Origin of the sequence: Nocardia sp. NPDC052316, assembly GCF_044547795.1 — a bacterium.
Taxonomy (GTDB): Bacteria; Actinomycetota; Actinomycetes; order Mycobacteriales; family Mycobacteriaceae; genus Nocardia.
In genome coordinates this window covers 1233891-1251289 of record NZ_JBIUBB010000002.1, presented here as the reverse complement: position 1 = coordinate 1251289, position 17399 = coordinate 1233891, and the positions used below count along the sequence as shown (strand labels likewise).

Here is a 17399-nt window from a genome sequence, read left to right as displayed (position 1 = left end):
CCCGCAAAAGTCTAGGGGACCGAGCCTTTTCTGGCGGGCAGTCCGCGAGCAACCGAAAAGTCAACCCAGATCGAACAGATTCGGCTGCCCCGCGCGGTAGCGAGCTGCGTCCATCTGACGCAGCGGCTCGAAGGCGGGGATCGAGTCGCGGGTGAACAGGGTGGCCCGTTGCGCGGTCGACCCCGCGGCGTCGAGCAGCGCGTTCACCGCGGCGCGGCCCGCCTCGTTGGCGCCCTCCATGGTCGCCAGGTCGAAATTGGTCCGCACATAGTCGGCGGCGAGGAACAGGTTGGGGATCCTGGTGTACGCGTTGGGCCGCGCCGCCCAGGAGCCGATCGTGTTGACCAGCAACGGCTCATCGTTCTCGTTCCGGCCGTTCTGCCAGCTGATGCCTGGATCGAGCAGCCAGTCCCGGACGATGCCGTCCTTCAGCTGGACTCGGCCGTCGTCGTTGAGCGCGGCGGTGAGCTGAGCCCAGGTCTCCTGGTAGATCTCTTCGCGGGTGCAGTGTTTGGCGGTTTTGCCGAACAGGATGCCGGGGGTATCCCAGTCGGCGATGTCGATGGTGAGGCCGTCGAGGACGGTGCCGTCGCCGTACTTCGCGGCGTAGTCGACGTCCCAGAACGCGCGCTGGGAGTACGAGGTCAGGCGCCACGGCGCGTCGAGGTAGATGTTGTATCCCGCGCCGAGTTCCAGCTTTTCGCTGACGAACATCTGCAAACCGGTCATCCAGTCGAGGGTGAGCTCGTCCATCCGCGCGAGATCCGGGTCCAGGCCGCGGATCTCGGGCGACCACAGTCGCCGCGCGCGATCCGTCGGCACCGCGCAGACGTACCAGTCGGCACTGTGTAGTCGAGTCGCGCCGTCCGGCAGCCGGATTCGCGCGCCGGCTATCTGGTCGCCCGCCACCTCGAAGCCGTCGAGGGCGTGCCCGGGCCGGAACTCGACACCCATCTCGCGCAGCAGAGTGATCCACGGATCCAGCCAGGCCTCGTTGGTCGGGCCGTTGAGCACCTCGTACACCTTGGGGCCGCCGGTGAGTTCCTGGAGCAGGGCGATGAAGAACCCCTCCATCATGTTGCCCATGGTCCTGGTGCTGGCGACGTACTCCTTCGCCGCGACGAGCGCGCGCGTCAAACCCGTTGCGGCGAGGGCCTGGAACTGGGCCGACCGGCTTGCGGCGTCGACGAAATCCCACCAGCTCATGTGCTCCCACTGGCCGAACCTGCGCTCCTCGCTGGAGGTCAGGTAGGTGACGACCCGGCCGGCCATGTGGATCGCCTCGGGGAGCGGGATGAGGTTGTTCTTCAGAAAGACCTCGACCAGGATGCGCTGCAATCCTTCCGGGGTGAGGGCCTGTCGCGGATCGAAGTAGAAGCCGAACATGAGCGGAAAGCCGTCCGGCAGATTTCCGGCGCGCGGGTAGCGCGGGTCGTTGACCGAGAACGGAATCAGGTTGTCGTGCACCGTGTTCCGCGTGCCCGGCAGCGGAATGCGGCGCATCGTGTCGTGCACGTGGTGATAGAACGAGGTGAAACCGCGGGCGCCGTGCTCACCGGGGAGGGGCGCGCGACCGCCGCCGCCGGTGCCGGGCAGCGGGATGGTGCGTGACTTGCCGCCCAGCTCCTTGCGGTCGAACACGGTCACCTGGAAGCCGCGCTCGGCGAGCTCGTGCGCGGCGGTGAGTCCGCCGATGCCCGCGCCCAGGACCGCGACCGTATTGCGCGGCGGGCCGTTTCGCCTGCGTGCCCCCTGGGCCGCCGCCGGACCCGCCGTCGCCGCCAACCCGGCCGCGCCTGCTAAACCCGCCGCGCCACGCAGCACCGTTCGCCTGCTGACCGCGCTGTCCCGATAGTGAGCTGTCACTGCACGACCCCGTTCACAATTCTGACTATCCTGATAGTCATATTTAGCAGATGGTCGCTCTTCATGGGAGACAATGCGGAGATGACGAGAACGGTCCAGCGATGAGCGGCGACGCCAAACAGCGGCGACCGGTGCGGCCCTACGGCGGGGTCGACGCGGCGGACCGGGTCGCCGCCCGGCGCGCCAAACTGCTCGACGCCGGCCTGGAATTGTTCGGCACCCGGGGCTACGCGACGACCGGCGTGAAGGACCTGTGCCGGGCCGCCGGGCTCACCGACCGGTACTTCTACGAATCATTCGGCGGCACCAAGGAATTGTTCGCCGCGGTGTTCGACCGCGTCATCGACGAGCTGTTCGACGCGGTCGCCCGCGCGGTGAGTGCCGCGCCCGCCGAGGGCACCCGCAAGTTGCGCGCGGGCATCGGCACCTACCTCACCGCGCTGGCCGAGGACCCGCGCAAACTCCGCATCGTCTTCGTGGAGCCCACCGGGGCGGGCGCGGAACACCGCATGCGGGAAGCGTTGTGGCGATTCGCGCGATTGGTGGCCGCGACCGCCATCGAGGCCAGACCCGAAGCGCGGCCGCCCGCCGAACTGGTCGACATCTACGCGCTCTCGGTCGTCGGAATGCTCGAGCGGGTGCTGGTCGAGAAGCAGGGCGGGCGGGTGACGCTGCCGATGGACGAGCTGGTGGACTATTGCACGGCGTTCGCCGGTGCGTCGCTCGGCGCGCTGTACACCGGGCGGATAACCAAACAATCCGGTCGGCACGAAGCAGCTTCGCGCGCAATGGAGTAAGTAACTCGACGCTGGCGGGTAACCCTCGGTCCGGTAGCCGCGATGCATAGCGTGAGGTAGATTTCACAACGAGTTCGTGCTCGGCACGGACCGACCCGCGGGGGACTGGCGGGAGGACATGGACAGTGGGGACCGTAGGTTCCGAGGCCGAGCGCGCCGCGATCGCCGAGGGCGATATCCGAGTGCTGGTCGAGAACGGTGAGTACTGGCTGCGCAACCGCGGCGACATCGCGATGATGGCGGTGACCGTCGAGCGGCTGCGGGCGCGCTGGCCGCGCGCCAGGATCGGCGTGCTCACCCATCAGCCCGGCATCCTGCGGGCGCTGCTGCCCGAGGCGGAACCGCTGTGCGGACCCGACTGGAGTTGGGGCCGCGACGGGTGGCCGGGTCGGTTAACCCGTACGGCGGCAACACGATTGGTCGGTCCGGCCGCGCTGCGCTGGCGGGCCGCGACCGACGGGCCGAAGGACCGGCTGCGGGCGCTGCGCTCGGCCGCCCGGCGCCGCGCCGACGGCCCCGGCCGCACCGAACACGTCGCGACGCCGGAACAGACCGAGTTCCCGGTCGAGATCCCGGCCGCCGTCGAGCAGGCGTCGCTGGTGCTCGCGCTCGGTGGTGGCTACATGACCGACGTCGACCGCTATCAGGCGCACCGGACGCTGAACCTGCTCGAACACGCGCGGTCGCGCGGCATTCCGACGGCCCTGGTCGGCCAGGGCCTCGGGCCGCTGCGTGATCCGGCGCTGGTCCGGCGTGCGGCCGAGGTACTGCCCGGCGTCGATTTCCTGGCGCTGCGCGAAGCCAGGCGCGGCCCGGAACTGTTGTCGCGCTTCGGCGTCGCGCCGGAGCGGGTGCTGGTCACCGGTGACGACGCGATCGAATTCGGCTACCGCCTGCGACAGGCCAAGATCGGCACGGATATCGGACTGTGCCTGCGGGTGGCCGATTATTCGCGGGTGAGCGCGGCCGCGCAGGCCACGCTCGGCCGGGTGGTCCGCGCCTGCGCCGGCCGGCTCGACGCGGGCGTGGTGCCGCTGATCATCTCCGAATACGCCTCCGAGGATCGACTATCCACCTTGCCGCTGCTCGCCGGAGCGGAGTGCGCCAGGCCTGCCATCGGTCGTGGCGGCACGCCCGAGGATGTCGCGCGTCAGGTCGCGGGCTGCCGGGTGCTGGTCACCAGCGCCTATCACCTCGCGGTTTTCGCGCTGTCCCAAGGCATTCCGGCCGTCGGCATCACCGCCTCGGAGTACTACGACGACAAGTTCCACGGGCTGCGCCAGATGTTCGGCACCGGACTGCGGATCGTGCACCTCGACGATCCCGCGCTGGACCGGACGCTGACCGCGGCCGTGGCCGAATCGTGGTCCGAGGCGCCGACGGTGCGGGACACGTTGCAGCAGAAGGCCGTCCAGCAGATCGACGCCAGCCGGGCCGGGCTCGAACGGGTCTTCCGGCTGGTGGAAAGCGGGCCGGTGCGGCCGGGCCATCAGCTAGGGGGATAGATCATGGCTAGTTTGTCGGTTTGCGTGCCCGCCTACAACTCGGGGCGCACGCTGGCCACCACACTGCGCTCGGTGCTCGACCAGGACGTGGATTTCGAGCTCTTGGTGCTGGACAACGCCAGCACCGACGAGACGGGTGACATCGCGCACTCGATCGACGACCCGCGAGTTCGCGTGCTGCGCAACGACACCGTGCTACCGATCGGCGACAACTGGAACAAGGCGATCACCGCGTCGACCAGGGATCTGATCAAGGTGGTCTGTGCCGACGATGTCCTGCGGCCCGGCGCGCTGGCCGCGCAGCTCGCGGTGATGGCCGAGGATGCGTCGATCGCCCTCTCGTCGAGTCGATTCGAGGTGATCGACGAGGCGGGCGCGGTGCTGGAGACCGGTCTCGGACTGGCCGGCCTGCTCGGCAAGCAGACCGCGCGGGCGCTGGCCAGGGTCATCGTGCGGCGCGGTCCTGCCGATTTCGGGCCGACCGCGGCGGCGATGTTCTACCGCAAGCATTTCGACCTGGTCGGTGGGTTGCGCGGGGACCTGGTGTTCCCGATGGACGTCGATCTGTTCGCCAGGGTGTCCTCGTTCGGCGCGTTCTTCGGGATGTCGGAAATCCTTGCGGCCTGGCGTAATTCGTCGTTCAACCTGTGCAGCCGCACCTCGACGGTGAGCAAGCTGACCGACATGTACCGGTTCCATCACCGCATCGCGGGCGACTATCCGCACCTGGTGAGCCGCGGCGACGTGCTGGCGGGGGATACCCGCCTGGCGCGGGCGGCGTTGTACCGCTTGCGGGTTCGCACCGTGGCCACCGTGCGGAACCGGCCGGATCTGCTGGTCTGAACATCCGAGGAACGGAGAAACCGCCCCGCACTGCGGGGCGGTTTCTCCGTTCGAGGATCACCTCGTCGCGATCGCCTCAGATCGACCAGAGCCGACCATAGGTGTACACGGCGTCGCCACTGGAACTGACCACCTTGACGAACGGCCGGATCGTGGTCTGCCCGACGACCCCGGTGACGGTGCCGTGGAAGCCGGACATGCGCAGGAAGCCCGCGGCGCCGGAGACGTCGCCGCCCGCGCACTCGACCGTCTGGATGCCGGGGCCGAAGCCGACTTCGAGTTCGACGCCGGCCCGGGGGATCAGCCCCTCCAGCTTCAAGGTCGCGCCGTCGCTACCGAGGTCGACCCCGAGACCCGGCGTGGAGTAGTTGAACTTCAACCGCCCGGTCAGCGTCGCCGGATAGCCGACCTGGTAGCCGATGGTGATGTGCCCGCGCCAGTCCTCGGCGTTCGGCCCGGCGATCTTGTAGGCCGCCTCGCCATTGTGAAACCACTCGCGGGTCAACGCGTTTCCGTCCAGCGGCGGCACGAAGTCGATCCGCGTGTCGGATTGGATCGCCTCGATCGAACGATCCTTCTGATCGATGATCTGGTTACTGCTGTCGACGACCGCTCCCGCGGTGCCTATTCCCAAAGCCAGCCCCGACGCCACCACGGTGGCGATCGCGAACATTCGGACGCAACGGCTGCCGTGTTGCGTGATATCCCTCATCAGGTTTGTCCCCTCTGCACACACACCTGGCCGAGCGTGGTCGTTCGCTCGACGCCCGCTCCCCGACACGCGGGAGCGAAGAACTCATCGATCATCTGTGGCGATCAGGTGTTCGGTAATTCGAATCATGTCAGATCAAGCGCATCGAGCAAGCGGGCGAGAATGCGCTGGGGGACAGCGAATTCGGAGCAACTCATCCTCCCTGTACGGTCGTGTGGGCCGGGTCGTCGACGATCCAGCAGCCGTCGAGCTCCGGGTACCTGGCGCGGACCTCCGGCAGTAGATCGGGCAGCGTCAGCAGCACGAGATCCGGCCGGGCCGTCACCAGCTCGTCGGGCGAGATGATGGGCACGTCGGTGCCGGGCATCCGCCGACCCTGCTTGGCCTGCGACGCGTCGGCGACGGCGGCGATCAGCCCGCGATCGACGCCGGCCAGGCTGAACAACGCCACCGCCCGCGAGGCCGCGCCGTAGGCGAACACCCGATCACCCTGTGCGGCATGCCTGGTGAGCCAGCGGCGCAACGCCTCGGCATGCGCGTCGGCGGCCTGCTGGAGGCGGCGGACGGCGGCGAGCTCGGTGTAACCGGTCTCCTGGGTGAGGATCTCGCGGGTCGCCGGGTCGGGGCGGTGCTTGCCGTGGCGCGCGGCGACCAGCACGGTGCCGCCGTACAGGTCGAACCGCCATGCGGTGGTGACGCTCATGCCCGCGGTGGCCAGCAATCGGCTCAGCGCGGACAGCGAATAGTAGGCGAAGTGCCCGTGCCGCAACGCATTCCACTGCGCCGACGCGACAATGGTCGCCAGCGAATGGAATTGGATCAGCAGCAGACCGTCGGCAGCGGTGGCCGCCGCCCGTTCGGCGAAGGCCGCGCGCTGGTCGGGTTCGTGCATGAGGCCGAAGCAGTCGAGCACCACATCGGCGACACCGTCGGTCGGGGTGTAGCCGCGCTCGAGCAGCAGCGGCACCCAGGTGCCCCCATGCGGACTGCCGAACTCACGCACGGTGGCCCCGCGCAGCAGACCGGATGCGGCGACTCGCGCGACGGCGTCGGCCGCTTGCTCGCGCAACGCCGCAGGCTCGATGCCGCGTGGTTCCTGCGTGCGAGTGTCGTCCTCGGCCAACTGCGCGAGCGCGCAGCGGGCACACAGATCCATGCGCAGCGGATGTGCGGTCTCGGCCAGGCCGATCGGAGCGGCCAGCGGCGGAAAATAGTCCGCGGCCGGGACCATGCCCAGATCGAGCACCGGCGTGAGTTCGGCGCCCCCGCAACCCCGGCAGGGTCGCCCGCTATCGAGGGGAACCATCACCGGCCCCTGGCGTTGTGCACCGGCGCGGGGCGCAGGCAGGGAAGGGCGGCCTCGCGCCGTCGGCGCTGTGCCGGTGTCACCCGGCTACGTGGCAGGCACACGGACTGTTCCCGGCTGTATCCGGCGCATCGATGCATCGAGAACCCCGCTCTCGCGTAGCTTCTCGAGGTGCGGCAGCCGGGTGAACTTCTGGAAGAAGTCGTCGTAGGTGAGTCCACGCGCGGTGTACTCACCGAACAGCTCGTCCGCCCCGGCCTGCACGGTCCACAGGGCGCGAAACCCGATGGCGGCGCGGGCGGCGGAGAAGTCGACGCGATAGGAGCGCGGGTCGGCGCCGCTCTCGCCGGTGATGTTCAGCCGCGACCCCGGCACCGCCGCCACCACCGTCTCGGCGATCTCGGCGACGGTGAGGTTGTTGGCCTCGGTGCCGATGTTGAAGGCGCGGCAGTGGATTGCCGCAGGCGGCGCGGTGAGACAGTTGGCGAAGGCCCACGCGATATCGCGGGCATGCACCAGCGGCCGCCACGGTGTGCCGTCGGAGAGCACCTTCACCTCACCGGTCAGCGTGGCGTATCCGACCAGGTTGTTGAGCACGATGTCGGCGCGCAGCCGTGGCGAGAAGCCGAATGCCGTGGCGTTGCGCAGGAATACGGGGGAGAAGCCGGAGTCCGCGAGCGCGGCGACGTCGTCCTCGACCCGCACCTTGCTCTCTGCGTACGGGGTGATCGGACGCAGCGGTGCGTCCTCGGTGACCAGGTCCGCGCCCGCGGCGCCGTAGACCGAACAGGTTGAGGCGTAAAGGAAGCGCCGCACCCCGGCCTCTTTGGCGAGCCGGGCCAGCCGCACCGACGCGTGATGGTTGATGGCGTAGGTGATCTCGGGCGCCAGCGCGCCGAGCGGATCATTGGACAGCGCGGCGAGATGGATGACCGCGTCGAAGCCGCGCAGCTGGTCGACGGTCACATCGCGCAGATCCACCACCAGGCCGGGCGGATCGCCCGGCAGGTCGCCGAGTACGCAGTCGGCGAAGAAGCCGGCGTCCAGGCCGACCACGTCGTGCGCGTTGGCCCGCAGGACCGGCACCATGACGGTGCCGAGATACCCCTGGTGTCCGGTGACGAGTACCCGCATGGCTTTACGAACCTCCGAAATCGATGACGGCCTTGTCGAGCACGAACGCTTCGGCGTGCCCGGCGTGGCATTGCACGCCGCGCAGCCGGGTCAGGCCGGTGAACGCCTGCTCGTCGAACCAGTCCCGGTGGGCCTGGGACGGATAATGCTTCAGCAGCAACCGAGCCTTCTCCTCGGCGAGCGCCGCGGTGAGCCGGTGGTACACGCTTGGTGCGGGGGTGTCGCTCTCCCACTTGAGGATCTCGTAGCCGAGCACCAGGTGATCGCGGAACTCGGTCGGCACCAACTCGGCAAGCAGCCGATGATCCTGATGCGCGTCGCCGCGTTGCGTGGCGAAGACCAGGTCGGGTTCGGTGTCTGCCCGAAAGGTGCTGAGCGCGTCCTTGATTCGGTCCCAATGTGCCGGGGCGCGGCCATCGGGTAGCTCGAGCACGGTGAGGTCGACCTCGGCGCCGGGGCAGAACGCCGCCAGCGCGCTGCTCTCCTCGTCCGCCCGCGCGGTCCCGCCGCCGGACAGGACCAGGGCGCGCACCCGCAGACCAGGGTGCGCGCGAGCCAGCGTCAGCAGCGTTGCGCCCATGCCGATGGCGATGTCGTCGCAGTGCGCACCGAGCACCGCGATCTCGGCGACCGCTCCGACACCGAGTCGGATCACGCGTGCTCCCAGACCATCCATGGCCGCGCGCCGCTGCGGTAGCCCGCGTCGAGCTCGGCCCGCTCCTTGAACGTGTCGGCGGGCTTCCAGAATCCGAGATGCTGATAGCCGAACAGCCGTCCCTGCCCGGCCAGCGTGCCGCACGCGTCGGCGACCAGATCGCCGCCCGGCGGGAGCAGATCGAAGATCTCCTGGTTGAGCACGAAGTAGCCGCCGTTCTCCCACAACGGCATTCGCGATACCGGCATGATCTCCTTGACCTCGCCGGTCGGCTTCATGTCCACGCAGTGGAACGACGACTGCGGCGGCACCACCATCATCGAGGCCGCCGCGCCGGATTCGGTGAACTTGTCGATCATGTCGTCCAGCGGTGCGTCGGTGAGCACGTCGGCGTAGTTCGCCAGGAAGGTCTCGGCACCCCCGACGTGTTCGCGGACCCGGCGCAGTCGCTCGCCGATGGGCGATTCCAGGCCGGTGTCGACGAAGGTGATCTGCCAGTCGCTGATATCGGAGCGCAGCATTTCCACCCGGCCGTCCCGGATGACGAAGTCGTTGGACACCGATTCCTGGTAGGTCAGAAAGAAATTCTTGATATGCAGACCGCCGTAGCCGAGGCACAGGATGAATTCCTTGTGCCCGTAGTGCGCGTAATAGCGCATCACGTGCCACAGCAGCGGTCGTGGGCCGACGAGCTGCATGGGTTTCGGAATCATGTCATCGGTCCCGTCACGCATCCGCATGCCGTATCCGCCGCAGAACAGCACAACCTTCATCGTGCTCCCCTCCCTGTCTTTCCTGAATGTCGAGCGCTGTTCACTACGTTGTGACTGGTGAGATCGGCACGGTGCAGTGCCGGAAGCGGGTAGACCAATTCGGCTCCCCACGAGGCGATATGGCGCAGTTGCGCGGTGATCTCGTTTTCGAGATTCCACGGCAGCACCAGCACCACGTCGGGTCGATCGAGCTCGATTCGGTCGGGTGCGTAGATCGGGATGCGGGTGCCCGGGGTGAAACGGCCGTGCTTGTACGGGTTCCGGTCGACGGTGTACTCGAGCAGGTCGGTACGGATGCCGCAGTAATTGAGCAGCGTGTTGCCCTTGCCCGGTGCGCCGTAGCCGACGACGCGTTTGCCCGCGGCGCGCTGGTCGAGCAGGAACCGCAGCAGGTCGTGGCGAACCGCCTCGGTGCGCGGGCGCAGTTGGGTGTAGCCGTCGACCTGGTGCAGGCCCGCATCCTGTTCCAGCCGAAGCACCTCGGCCACCCGGCCGGTCGGTGCGGCGCCGACCGGTGTCGGGCGGGCCCACAGCCGGAGCGAGCCGCCGTGGGTGTCGAGCAGCTCGACATCGACGACCGACAGGCCGGCCGTCGCCAGCGCCCGCTGCGCCGAATGCACGGTGTAGTACTGGAAGTGCTCGTGGTAGATGGTGTCGAACTGGCCGAGCCGCAACAGGTTCAGCGCGTGGTGCACCTCGATGGAGAGCCAGCCGTCGTCGGCCATCAGCTCGCGCAGCGACCTGGTGAAGCCGCGCAGATCGGGCACGTGCGCGTACACGTTGTTGGCGACCACCAGGTCTGCCGGCCGGTGTGCCGCCCGGATCTTCGCGGCGGAGTCCTCGTCCAGGAAGGTGGTCTCGGTGGGTACGCCCGCCGCCCGCGCGGCGTCGCCGACGTTCACCGAGGGCTCCACGCCGAGGCAGGGGATGCCCGCCGCCACCGCGTGCCGCAGCAGGTAGCCGTCGTTGCTCGCCACCTCGACGACGAAGGATCGCGCAGTCAGGCCGAGCCGCTCGATCGCCTGTGCGACAAAGGTTTGCGCGTGCCGCACCCAGCTGTCGGAGTACGACGAGAAATACGCGTACTCGGTGAACGTCTCCGCCGGCGTGATCAACGCGGGGATCTGCAACAGCAGACAGTCCGTGCACAGTCGAAGGTGCAGCGGGTAGGTTGGTTCCGGAAGGTCGAGTTCGTCCGGCGCGAGAAATTTCTCGCACGGCGGCGTCGCACCCAAATCGAGCACGCTCGTCAAACGCCCGGAATCACACAATCGACATAACAACGAAGCCCACCTTCTGCCGAGAGCCGTACCTCCGGCGCATTGCCGGCGCACCCCTGAAGTCGACCCGATCCAGTGAGACGTTACAACGAAAGCCCCGCGTGTCGTAGGCGAAATCGGCTGGTCTGGAAGTAAATTCCGGTAATTTTCGCCTGTTTCCGACGAGTAGCTTCCGGATGGCTACCGGAAGGCTTGGTGGTTACGCCCCCATCGGACGAATTCGCTTGCCGATAGCGAAGGTTCGCGACCTGGCGTCCTACGCTGTCGAACAGTCGAAACATACCAGGGCGGAAAACCGACCGTTACTCTGTCGGCTACCGCGTGGAATACTTTGCGACCCTGATGATTCGACATGTGAAACGGATTGTGTTCTGTAACAATCGGCTTCTGGCCGCCGAAGGACGGGACACCCGAGGCGTCAGGATGATGTCGCGGGGACCGGTCAACGCAGATCGGGGGGCTAGTTTTCTTCTCTCCCAGGGGGAGGTGCGTTTCCATGAGCTTCGAGCTCGCCGACGACGACGATCTGGACTATCGTCGGTCGCCGCGCAGCATGCCACGCTCCGAGCGTGAACGCTGGCAGGCTGAGTATGTAAAGCGGATCGGCGCAACAGATTTCGGCGTGATCGTGGTCGCGGTGGCACTGGCGCAGATCATCCGGTTCGGCGGGCCCGCCGCGCCGCCGCTGGCCTGGCACCTGCCCTACGAAGTGGGGTACACGGTCGTCTCCGGCGTGCTCGCGCTGAGCTGGGCCGGTTTCCTCGCGATGGGCAACACCCGGTCGCCCCAGGTGGTCGGCGGCGGCAGCGAGGAGTATCGACGCTTGGTCGCCGCGACGCTGCGACTGTTCGGTGTGCTCGCGATCGTGTCGCTGGTGTTCCAGATCGAGTTCGCTCGTGGCTATTTGGCGATTGCGTTACCGCTCGGCCTGTTCGGACTGATGCTGAACAGATTGCTGTGGCGCATCCACGCGCGACAGCTGCGCGCCAGGGGGGAGTACCGGACCTCGGTCCTGGTGGTCGGCTGCGCGGAGGCGGCCCAGGCGATGGCGAACGCCTTCGCCCGCGACCCGGCCTCCGGATACCGGGTGGTCGGTGTGTGTATCCCGAACGGGCTCAACGAGATCACCGAGTACATCCGGGATCCTTCGGGGCACACGTTCTCCGTGGTCGGCAGCGACCGCACGGTGCTCGACGCGGTGCGCCGCAGCGGCGCCGACACCGTCGCGGTCACCGCGACCGATCACCTCGGCCCGGTCGAACTACGGCGCATGGCCTGGGAACTCGACCCGCTCGGCGTCGAGCTCATCGTCGCGCCCGGCGTCGTCGACATCGCGGGCACCCGGCTGACGAATCGATTCGTCGCGGGGGTGCCGATGCTGCACATCGCCAAACCGCAATACGATCGCGCCAAGTCGACCGGCAAGGCGGTGTTCGACATGTGCTTCGCGGCCGCGGTGCTGGTGTTGATCGCGCCGACCATGCTGGCCATCGCGCTGGCCGTGAAGCTGACCAGTCCGGGCCCGGTGTTCTATCTGTCCGAGCGAATAGGGCGGGGCGGCAAGCCGTTCCGGATGATCAAGTTCCGCAGCATGTTCGTCGAGGCGGACGCGGGCGTGGACGCGCTCATCGCGCGCAACGGGGGCAACCCGGTCTTCTTCAAGATGAAGGACGACCCCCGGATCACGCCGGTGGGCAAGATCATTCGCAAGTTCAGCCTGGACGAGCTGCCGCAGTTCTTCAACGTGCTGCGCGGCGAGATGAGCGTGGTCGGGCCGCGCCCGCAGGTGCAGCGCGAGGTGGACAGCTACGACGGCGAGATGCGGCGCAGGCTGCTGGTGAAACCGGGGGTCACCGGGCTGTGGCAGGTCAGTGGCCGGTCGGATCTGTCGTTGGAAGACTCGGTGCGACTGGACCTTTCGTACGTGGAGAACTGGTCCATGGTGCTCGACCTGCTGCTCATCGCCAGGACGATCGGTGCGGTGACGCGCGGCGCGGGCGCCTACTGAGCGGCCGGAAACTCCTGCGCGAGTTCTTGGAACAGCGCGGTGTTCAGCGCGAACGCGCGCTGCCCCTCGTCGAGGACGCGGCGGCGCTCGAGATCGTCGAGCGGCAGCTGGTCGAGCAGGCTGCGGTATTCGCGCTTGAACGCGGCCGGGTTGCCGACGCCGTCGAAAACGTAGAACCGGACGCCGTCGCCGCGGTGCGGCAGGTTCCACAGCTTCTCCGCGGTACCGCGGATGACCTGTCCGCCGGAGAGGTCGCCGAGGTAACGGGTGTAGTGGTGCGCGATGTAGCCGGCCGGCCAGTCGCGGGCGCACTCGTCGATGCGCGCGGCGTAGGCCGCGGTGGCGGGCAGCGGCTCGAGTCCGGCGCGCCAATCCGGACCGATGAGGTGGGCGAGGTCGCGTTCGAGCTCGGCGGTGCGGGCCAGCTCGGGCCGGATGAACGGACCGGCGATCGGGTCCTCGCGCAGGGTGTCCCAGCGGCTCTCCAGTGCGCGATAGATGAACCAGAGCTGGCCGGTGTAGCGGTGATACGAGTCGACCCCGAGCGCCCCGCCGAGCATGTCGCTCATGAACCGCGAGTTCTCCGCCTCGGCGTGCTGCTGCTCGGTGGCGCTACGGATCTGCTTCGAGAACGGCGTTGCCTCTGACATATCCGAACCACCTCACTAGAGCACCTGCGGGTCACCTTCTAGTATGGCTACCCTAACTACCGCGTCTGACCATACCGGGTTCGCGTGCGCGGTGCACGTACCTGCCTCACTCACTGGGCGGCGCCCTATTGGATCGGCGGCGGCCTGCGGCGGCCGCGGGGGCGGATCCGGCGCACGATCGGGCGGCGCAGCGAGCCGAAGCGTCGCAGGATGCGCGGCCGTCGAACGGTACGGTCGAACCATTCGCCGAGGGTGACGCCTGCGGCCAGCGCGCAGCCGACGCCGAAGGCCAGCAGCAGCTGGTTCGCGCCGAGCACCAGCTCGTCGTTGAGCACCGCATACAGTCCGCGGTAGAGCTTGAGACCGGGCAGCAACGGGGTAATGCCTGCGATCGCGACGACTAGCGGAGGCGTCAGCGCGCGGCGCGCCATGAGACCACCGGCCATGCCGATCACGGTCGCGGCGACCCCCGAGGACAGCACCGGGCCGAACCCGATCTCCTGAACGACCAGATAGCAGATGGTGCCCGCGGCGCCACTGCCCGCCGCGGCGGTGAGCGCGCGCTTCTCGGCGTAGCAGGCGAGTGCGAAGGCGAGCGACGCGACCGCACCGGCCACGATCTGCACCGGCAGATCGATGATGCCGCCCGCCGGTGCGGTCAGGATCGGCGGCACCGTGGCGCCGAAGAGCCAGCCGACGCGCAGCGTGAGTGCGATGCCCGCGATGATGCCGCCGGTCATCATCATCACCTCGAGCATGCGGGCCGTCGAGGTGATCGGCGCCCCGGTTATCCCGTCCTGCACCGCACCGACCAGTTGTAATCCACTGAGCAGCACGGTGATTCCGGCCGCGATGATCAGCGCCGGATCCACCTGGATGCCGAGCGGCTCGGCCAGGGTGGCGAGCACGACGGCGGGGGTGGCGGCGATCGCACCGCCCACCATGTGCTGGAAGAAGAACGGCAGACCGTAGCGGTTGAGCACGCGGTTGGACCGGTCGATGGCCAGCGTGGTGACGAAACTGACTGCCGCGACGACGATTCCGCCACCGAGCAGCGCGGCGATCGCCGCGGCCAGCAGCGACCAGCCGAAGGTGGCCGTCCAGCGGTGGTAGGGGTGCGGCGCCGTGGTGATCGCGTCGAGCGCGGCGCGCGCGTCCTCCGGCGCGACCACCTCGTTGCGGATGCGGCGGGTCAGCCGGTCGACCGCGGCCAGCCTGGTGAAGTCGAGCGATCGGTAGGTCACGATCCGCATGGAGCTGGCGGGCGGCAGCCGCGGGCCACGGTCGGCCCAGATCCTGATGGAGTCGTAGGTGACGTCCACATCGCAGCGCGCCAGCCCATAGGTGGCGGCGATGAAGCGGACCTGGGTGGTCGTGTCGATCACGCCCGTCCCGGAGGCCAGCACCACCTCGCCGACGCGCACCGCGAGATCCAGCACCTCCGCCACCCTGGCGTCGTCGGTGAGGTCGATCGGTTGCAGCGGCGAGGGCGCCGCAACGATCGTGTCCGCGGTAGCAGGCCGATCGGCGACCAGTTTCCCCACCGCCTGGCTCACCACCGGCATCCGCCGCCCGCGCCGGAACAGCCGCCGCCGACCGAGATGATCGACCCGCGTGTCCGTGCTGTCGCCTCCCGGCAGCGTGTCTGAATCCATGCACGCGAACGTAGTCACCTTCCGGCGACCTTCGCATCCGGGCTGGCACATCGGCCCGCCGACCGCGTGTCGGGCGCGGTGGATGATCATCGGCCACCCGTTGTCCGGGTAGATGGTGCGGTAGACCGTGGCAGCTAGATTGCTAGCATGCTAGCATCGACCTCGTGGGCGACGAGGAAGTGAAGCAGTTCAACGTGTACTTGCCGTTAGGACTCATCAGGCAGGTCAAGCATCATGCGGTCGAGCACGAGCTCTCGCTCTCCGCTCTGGTCGCCGATGCGCTGCGCGTCTACCTCGCCGATGCCCACCACGGCAAGCGAAACGCTGAATAGGAGATCCACATGGCAATCGACGGCATCGAAGGCATCTTCCTGTCCACCCACAACTGGGGCAGGGCGGCCAAGTTCTACAAGGCCCTCGGCTTCGAGCTGGACTTCGCGACCGACCACGGTTCCGGCATGCTCCGCCGCGGCGACGGCCCCTATCTGTTCCTGGCCGAGGTGCCGAAAAACCAAGAACCGCAGATGCAGCTCATCCTGTCCGTCGCGAACGCGGACGCATTCCAGCCCGACGCCTCGATCGACGTGGTGACGCCGTTCGAGGAAACGCACTACGGCAAGAAGGAGATGACGGTTCGCGACCCCGACGGACGCGTGCTGAGCATCCAGGCCCCGCTCGCAGGCTGAGCTGGTCGGACACTCGATTCGATCACCGGGTGAGTTGGAGGATGTCCACGCCTCGGTTGTTGTCGGCGACGTAGGCGTAGCCGCGGTGCCAATAGGGTGCCCAGGCGGCCGCGTCGCTGGGGCGGTAGTAGGCGATCTGTTTGGGGTTGGTGGGGTCGCTGACGTCCAGGAACCTCGTGCCCTGGGCGTAGAAGGATTGGACGAGGACCTTGTCCTTGACGTCGAAGTAGTGGGCGGAGCAGTCGCCGGAGGCGGGGTTGCTGCCTTCTTGGCCGGCGACGCTCCAGGTGCCGATGGTGTTGAGGCGGTACGGTTTTTGCGGGGTCGAGCGCCAGCCTTCGCCGTTGTGAGACCCTTCGAGAGATGCGATCACCAGCACGCCGTCACCGGCGCAGCCGTCGACGAAGCTCTCCTCGGTGGCGTAGATCAGGTTTCCGTCGCCCCAAGGGCCGGTGCCGCCGCCGTCTGTCGAGCGGTTGCCGATCGGGCGGTAGCTGTTGTGCATGAACTTCGACGGCGCGGCCGTCTCCTTGATGCCGCCGCCCGCGTAGGGGACCGGGTCGTGCGCCGAGGCCATCCGGAGCTTGCCGGTCACCGGATCCTTGTGCATGCCCTCGGTCCAGTAGCCGCGCACACCGCCGCGGCCCGACGCCCAGGCGACGCCGGTCTGGTCGACCTGGACGTCGTGCACGTAATCGGTCTTGCCGTCGTTGCGCGCCAGCTCGATCGGGTTGGGGGCGACCTTCGGCTTACGGGGATTCCGGATGTCGGTGACCCAGATCGGGCGACCACCCCACTCGGCGGGCATGCTGTCGGCCTTGGCAGGCCCGCCGGTCCACAGGTATTGGCAGTCGTTGATGCAGGTGGTGGTGTGGCCCGCGGGCACCTTGACGTAGCTCATCACCGACGGTTTCGCCGGATCGGCGAGGTCGACCACGTAGATACCGGACTCGCCGGTGCGGACGTTGCCGCCGAAGGCGCGCGGGTCCCTGGCGAGGAAGACGCGCTTGCGCACCGGGTCGACCTCGGTGTCCTCGGTCTCCCACATGCCAGGCATATTGAGCTGGCCGATGAGTTTCGGGGCCGCCGGGTTGGCGGTGAGGTCGTAGGTCTTCACCCCGAACTCGCCGGCGACGACCATGACGTCCCTGGCGCCGTACTGGAGGAATTGCAGCGAGATCGCGCCTTGCGCGTCGGGAACGCTGCCGACGGCTTTGACATTCTTCTCCGCGGCAGGCGCCGCGGTCGCCGACGGCGCCGCGGCGGGCGGGCCGTCCTCCTCGCCGCAGGCCGCGGCGGGCAGCGCGGTGGCGGTGAGAGTCGCCGTCACGGCGAACAACAGCAGGGACGACCGGAAGAACAAGCGGCGCACAATTACCTCCCAGCGAGGCGTGACCAGGGGATTCCTGGTCGCCGAGATGCCTCACTGTAAGTCGCGGCGTGGCCACAATCGATACCCATATCGCCAGATCGGGAACTGGGGAGCAACTTTCACGTGGTAGTCGGCGTGCGGCTCGGTCCGGCGGTGT

General features: G+C 68.1%; 16 protein-coding genes. 6 read left to right on the top strand and 10 right to left on the bottom strand.

Annotated elements, in window-relative coordinates; genetic code table 11:
* Positions 1 to 60 precede the first annotated feature (60 nt).
* On the bottom strand, positions 61 to 1866 hold the full coding sequence (locus tag ACIHA7_RS12500; RefSeq protein WP_397288585.1) for an FAD-dependent oxidoreductase: 1806 nt from the start codon (positions 1864 to 1866) through the stop codon (positions 61 to 63).
* A gap of 101 nt (positions 1867 to 1967) precedes the next feature.
* On the opposite strand from ACIHA7_RS12500, the gene ACIHA7_RS12495 reads away from it, so the two are divergent.
* The 3 genes from ACIHA7_RS12495 to ACIHA7_RS12485 all read left to right on the top strand — a co-directional run bounded on the left by ACIHA7_RS12495 (position 1968) and on the right by ACIHA7_RS12485 (position 5011).
* A complete protein-coding gene (locus tag ACIHA7_RS12495; RefSeq protein WP_397288583.1) occupies positions 1968 to 2663 on the top strand; it encodes a TetR/AcrR family transcriptional regulator in 696 nt (231 codons plus the stop codon).
* A 125-nt stretch (positions 2664 to 2788) separates the two neighbouring features.
* Positions 2789 to 4168 (top strand): polysaccharide pyruvyl transferase family protein, encoded by a 1380-nt coding sequence (locus tag ACIHA7_RS12490; protein WP_397288581.1) that lies wholly within the window; start codon positions 2789 to 2791, stop codon positions 4166 to 4168.
* A gap of 3 nt (positions 4169 to 4171) precedes the next feature.
* Positions 4172 to 5011, top strand: a complete 840-nt coding sequence (locus ACIHA7_RS12485; RefSeq protein WP_397288579.1) for a glycosyltransferase family 2 protein — start codon at positions 4172 to 4174, stop codon at positions 5009 to 5011.
* Between the two features lie 76 nt (positions 5012 to 5087).
* Here ACIHA7_RS12485 and ACIHA7_RS12480 read toward each other — a convergent pair whose 3' ends face one another.
* The 6 genes from ACIHA7_RS12480 to ACIHA7_RS12455 all read right to left on the bottom strand — a co-directional run bounded on the left by ACIHA7_RS12480 (position 5088) and on the right by ACIHA7_RS12455 (position 10874).
* Entirely contained in the window at positions 5088 to 5723 is a 636-nt protein-coding gene (locus ACIHA7_RS12480; RefSeq protein ID WP_397288577.1) for an MspA family porin, read from the bottom strand.
* A gap of 193 nt (positions 5724 to 5916) precedes the next feature.
* Entirely contained in the window at positions 5917 to 7029 is a 1113-nt protein-coding gene (locus tag ACIHA7_RS12475; RefSeq protein WP_397288575.1) for a class I SAM-dependent methyltransferase, read from the bottom strand.
* 87 nt (positions 7030 to 7116) lie between these two features.
* On the bottom strand, positions 7117 to 8163 hold the full coding sequence (locus ACIHA7_RS12470; RefSeq protein WP_397288573.1) for an NAD-dependent epimerase/dehydratase family protein: 1047 nt from the start codon (positions 8161 to 8163) through the stop codon (positions 7117 to 7119).
* A gap of 4 nt (positions 8164 to 8167) precedes the next feature.
* Positions 8168 to 8839 (bottom strand): PIG-L deacetylase family protein, encoded by a 672-nt coding sequence (locus ACIHA7_RS12465; RefSeq protein WP_397288571.1) that lies wholly within the window; start codon positions 8837 to 8839, stop codon positions 8168 to 8170.
* Positions 8815 to 9591: a glucose-1-phosphate cytidylyltransferase gene (locus tag ACIHA7_RS12460; protein WP_397288569.1), complete on the bottom strand. Its 777-nt coding sequence runs from the start codon at positions 9589 to 9591 to the stop codon at positions 8815 to 8817. Before ACIHA7_RS12460 ends, ACIHA7_RS12465 begins: the two co-directional genes overlap by 25 nt.
* Positions 9588 to 10874 (bottom strand): class I SAM-dependent methyltransferase, encoded by a 1287-nt coding sequence (locus tag ACIHA7_RS12455; protein WP_397288567.1) that lies wholly within the window; start codon positions 10872 to 10874, stop codon positions 9588 to 9590. The genes ACIHA7_RS12460 and ACIHA7_RS12455 overlap by 4 nt, the downstream gene beginning before the upstream one ends.
* 493 nt (positions 10875 to 11367) lie before the next feature.
* Here ACIHA7_RS12455 and ACIHA7_RS12450 point away from each other — a divergent pair, with 493 nt between their 5' ends.
* Complete coding sequence (locus tag ACIHA7_RS12450; protein ID WP_397288565.1) at positions 11368 to 12879, top strand: sugar transferase; 1512 nt, start codon at positions 11368 to 11370, stop codon at positions 12877 to 12879.
* Here ACIHA7_RS12450 and ACIHA7_RS12445 read toward each other — a convergent pair.
* Positions 12873 to 13529, bottom strand: coding sequence for a heme oxygenase (biliverdin-producing) (locus tag ACIHA7_RS12445; RefSeq protein WP_397288563.1), 657 nt, complete (start codon positions 13527 to 13529; stop codon positions 12873 to 12875). The genes ACIHA7_RS12450 and ACIHA7_RS12445 overlap by 7 nt on opposite strands.
* A 125-nt stretch (positions 13530 to 13654) precedes the next feature.
* A complete protein-coding gene (locus ACIHA7_RS12440) occupies positions 13655 to 15094 on the bottom strand; it encodes a threonine/serine exporter ThrE family protein (RefSeq protein ID WP_397288749.1) in 1440 nt (479 codons plus the stop codon).
* Positions 15095 to 15348: 254 nt separating this feature from the next.
* Here ACIHA7_RS12440 and ACIHA7_RS12435 point away from each other — a divergent pair, with 254 nt between their 5' ends.
* Positions 15349 to 15516, top strand: a complete 168-nt coding sequence (locus tag ACIHA7_RS12435) for a CopG family transcriptional regulator (RefSeq protein WP_397288561.1) — start codon at positions 15349 to 15351, stop codon at positions 15514 to 15516.
* A 9-nt stretch (positions 15517 to 15525) separates the two neighbouring features.
* Positions 15526 to 15870 (top strand): VOC family protein, encoded by a 345-nt coding sequence (locus ACIHA7_RS12430; RefSeq protein WP_397288559.1) that lies wholly within the window; start codon positions 15526 to 15528, stop codon positions 15868 to 15870.
* Between the two features lie 22 nt (positions 15871 to 15892).
* On the opposite strand, the gene ACIHA7_RS12425 is transcribed toward ACIHA7_RS12430, so the two are convergent.
* Positions 15893 to 17242: an LVIVD repeat-containing protein gene (locus tag ACIHA7_RS12425; RefSeq protein WP_397288557.1), complete on the bottom strand. Its 1350-nt coding sequence runs from the start codon at positions 17240 to 17242 to the stop codon at positions 15893 to 15895.
* Between the last annotated feature and the right edge of the window lie 157 nt (positions 17243 to 17399).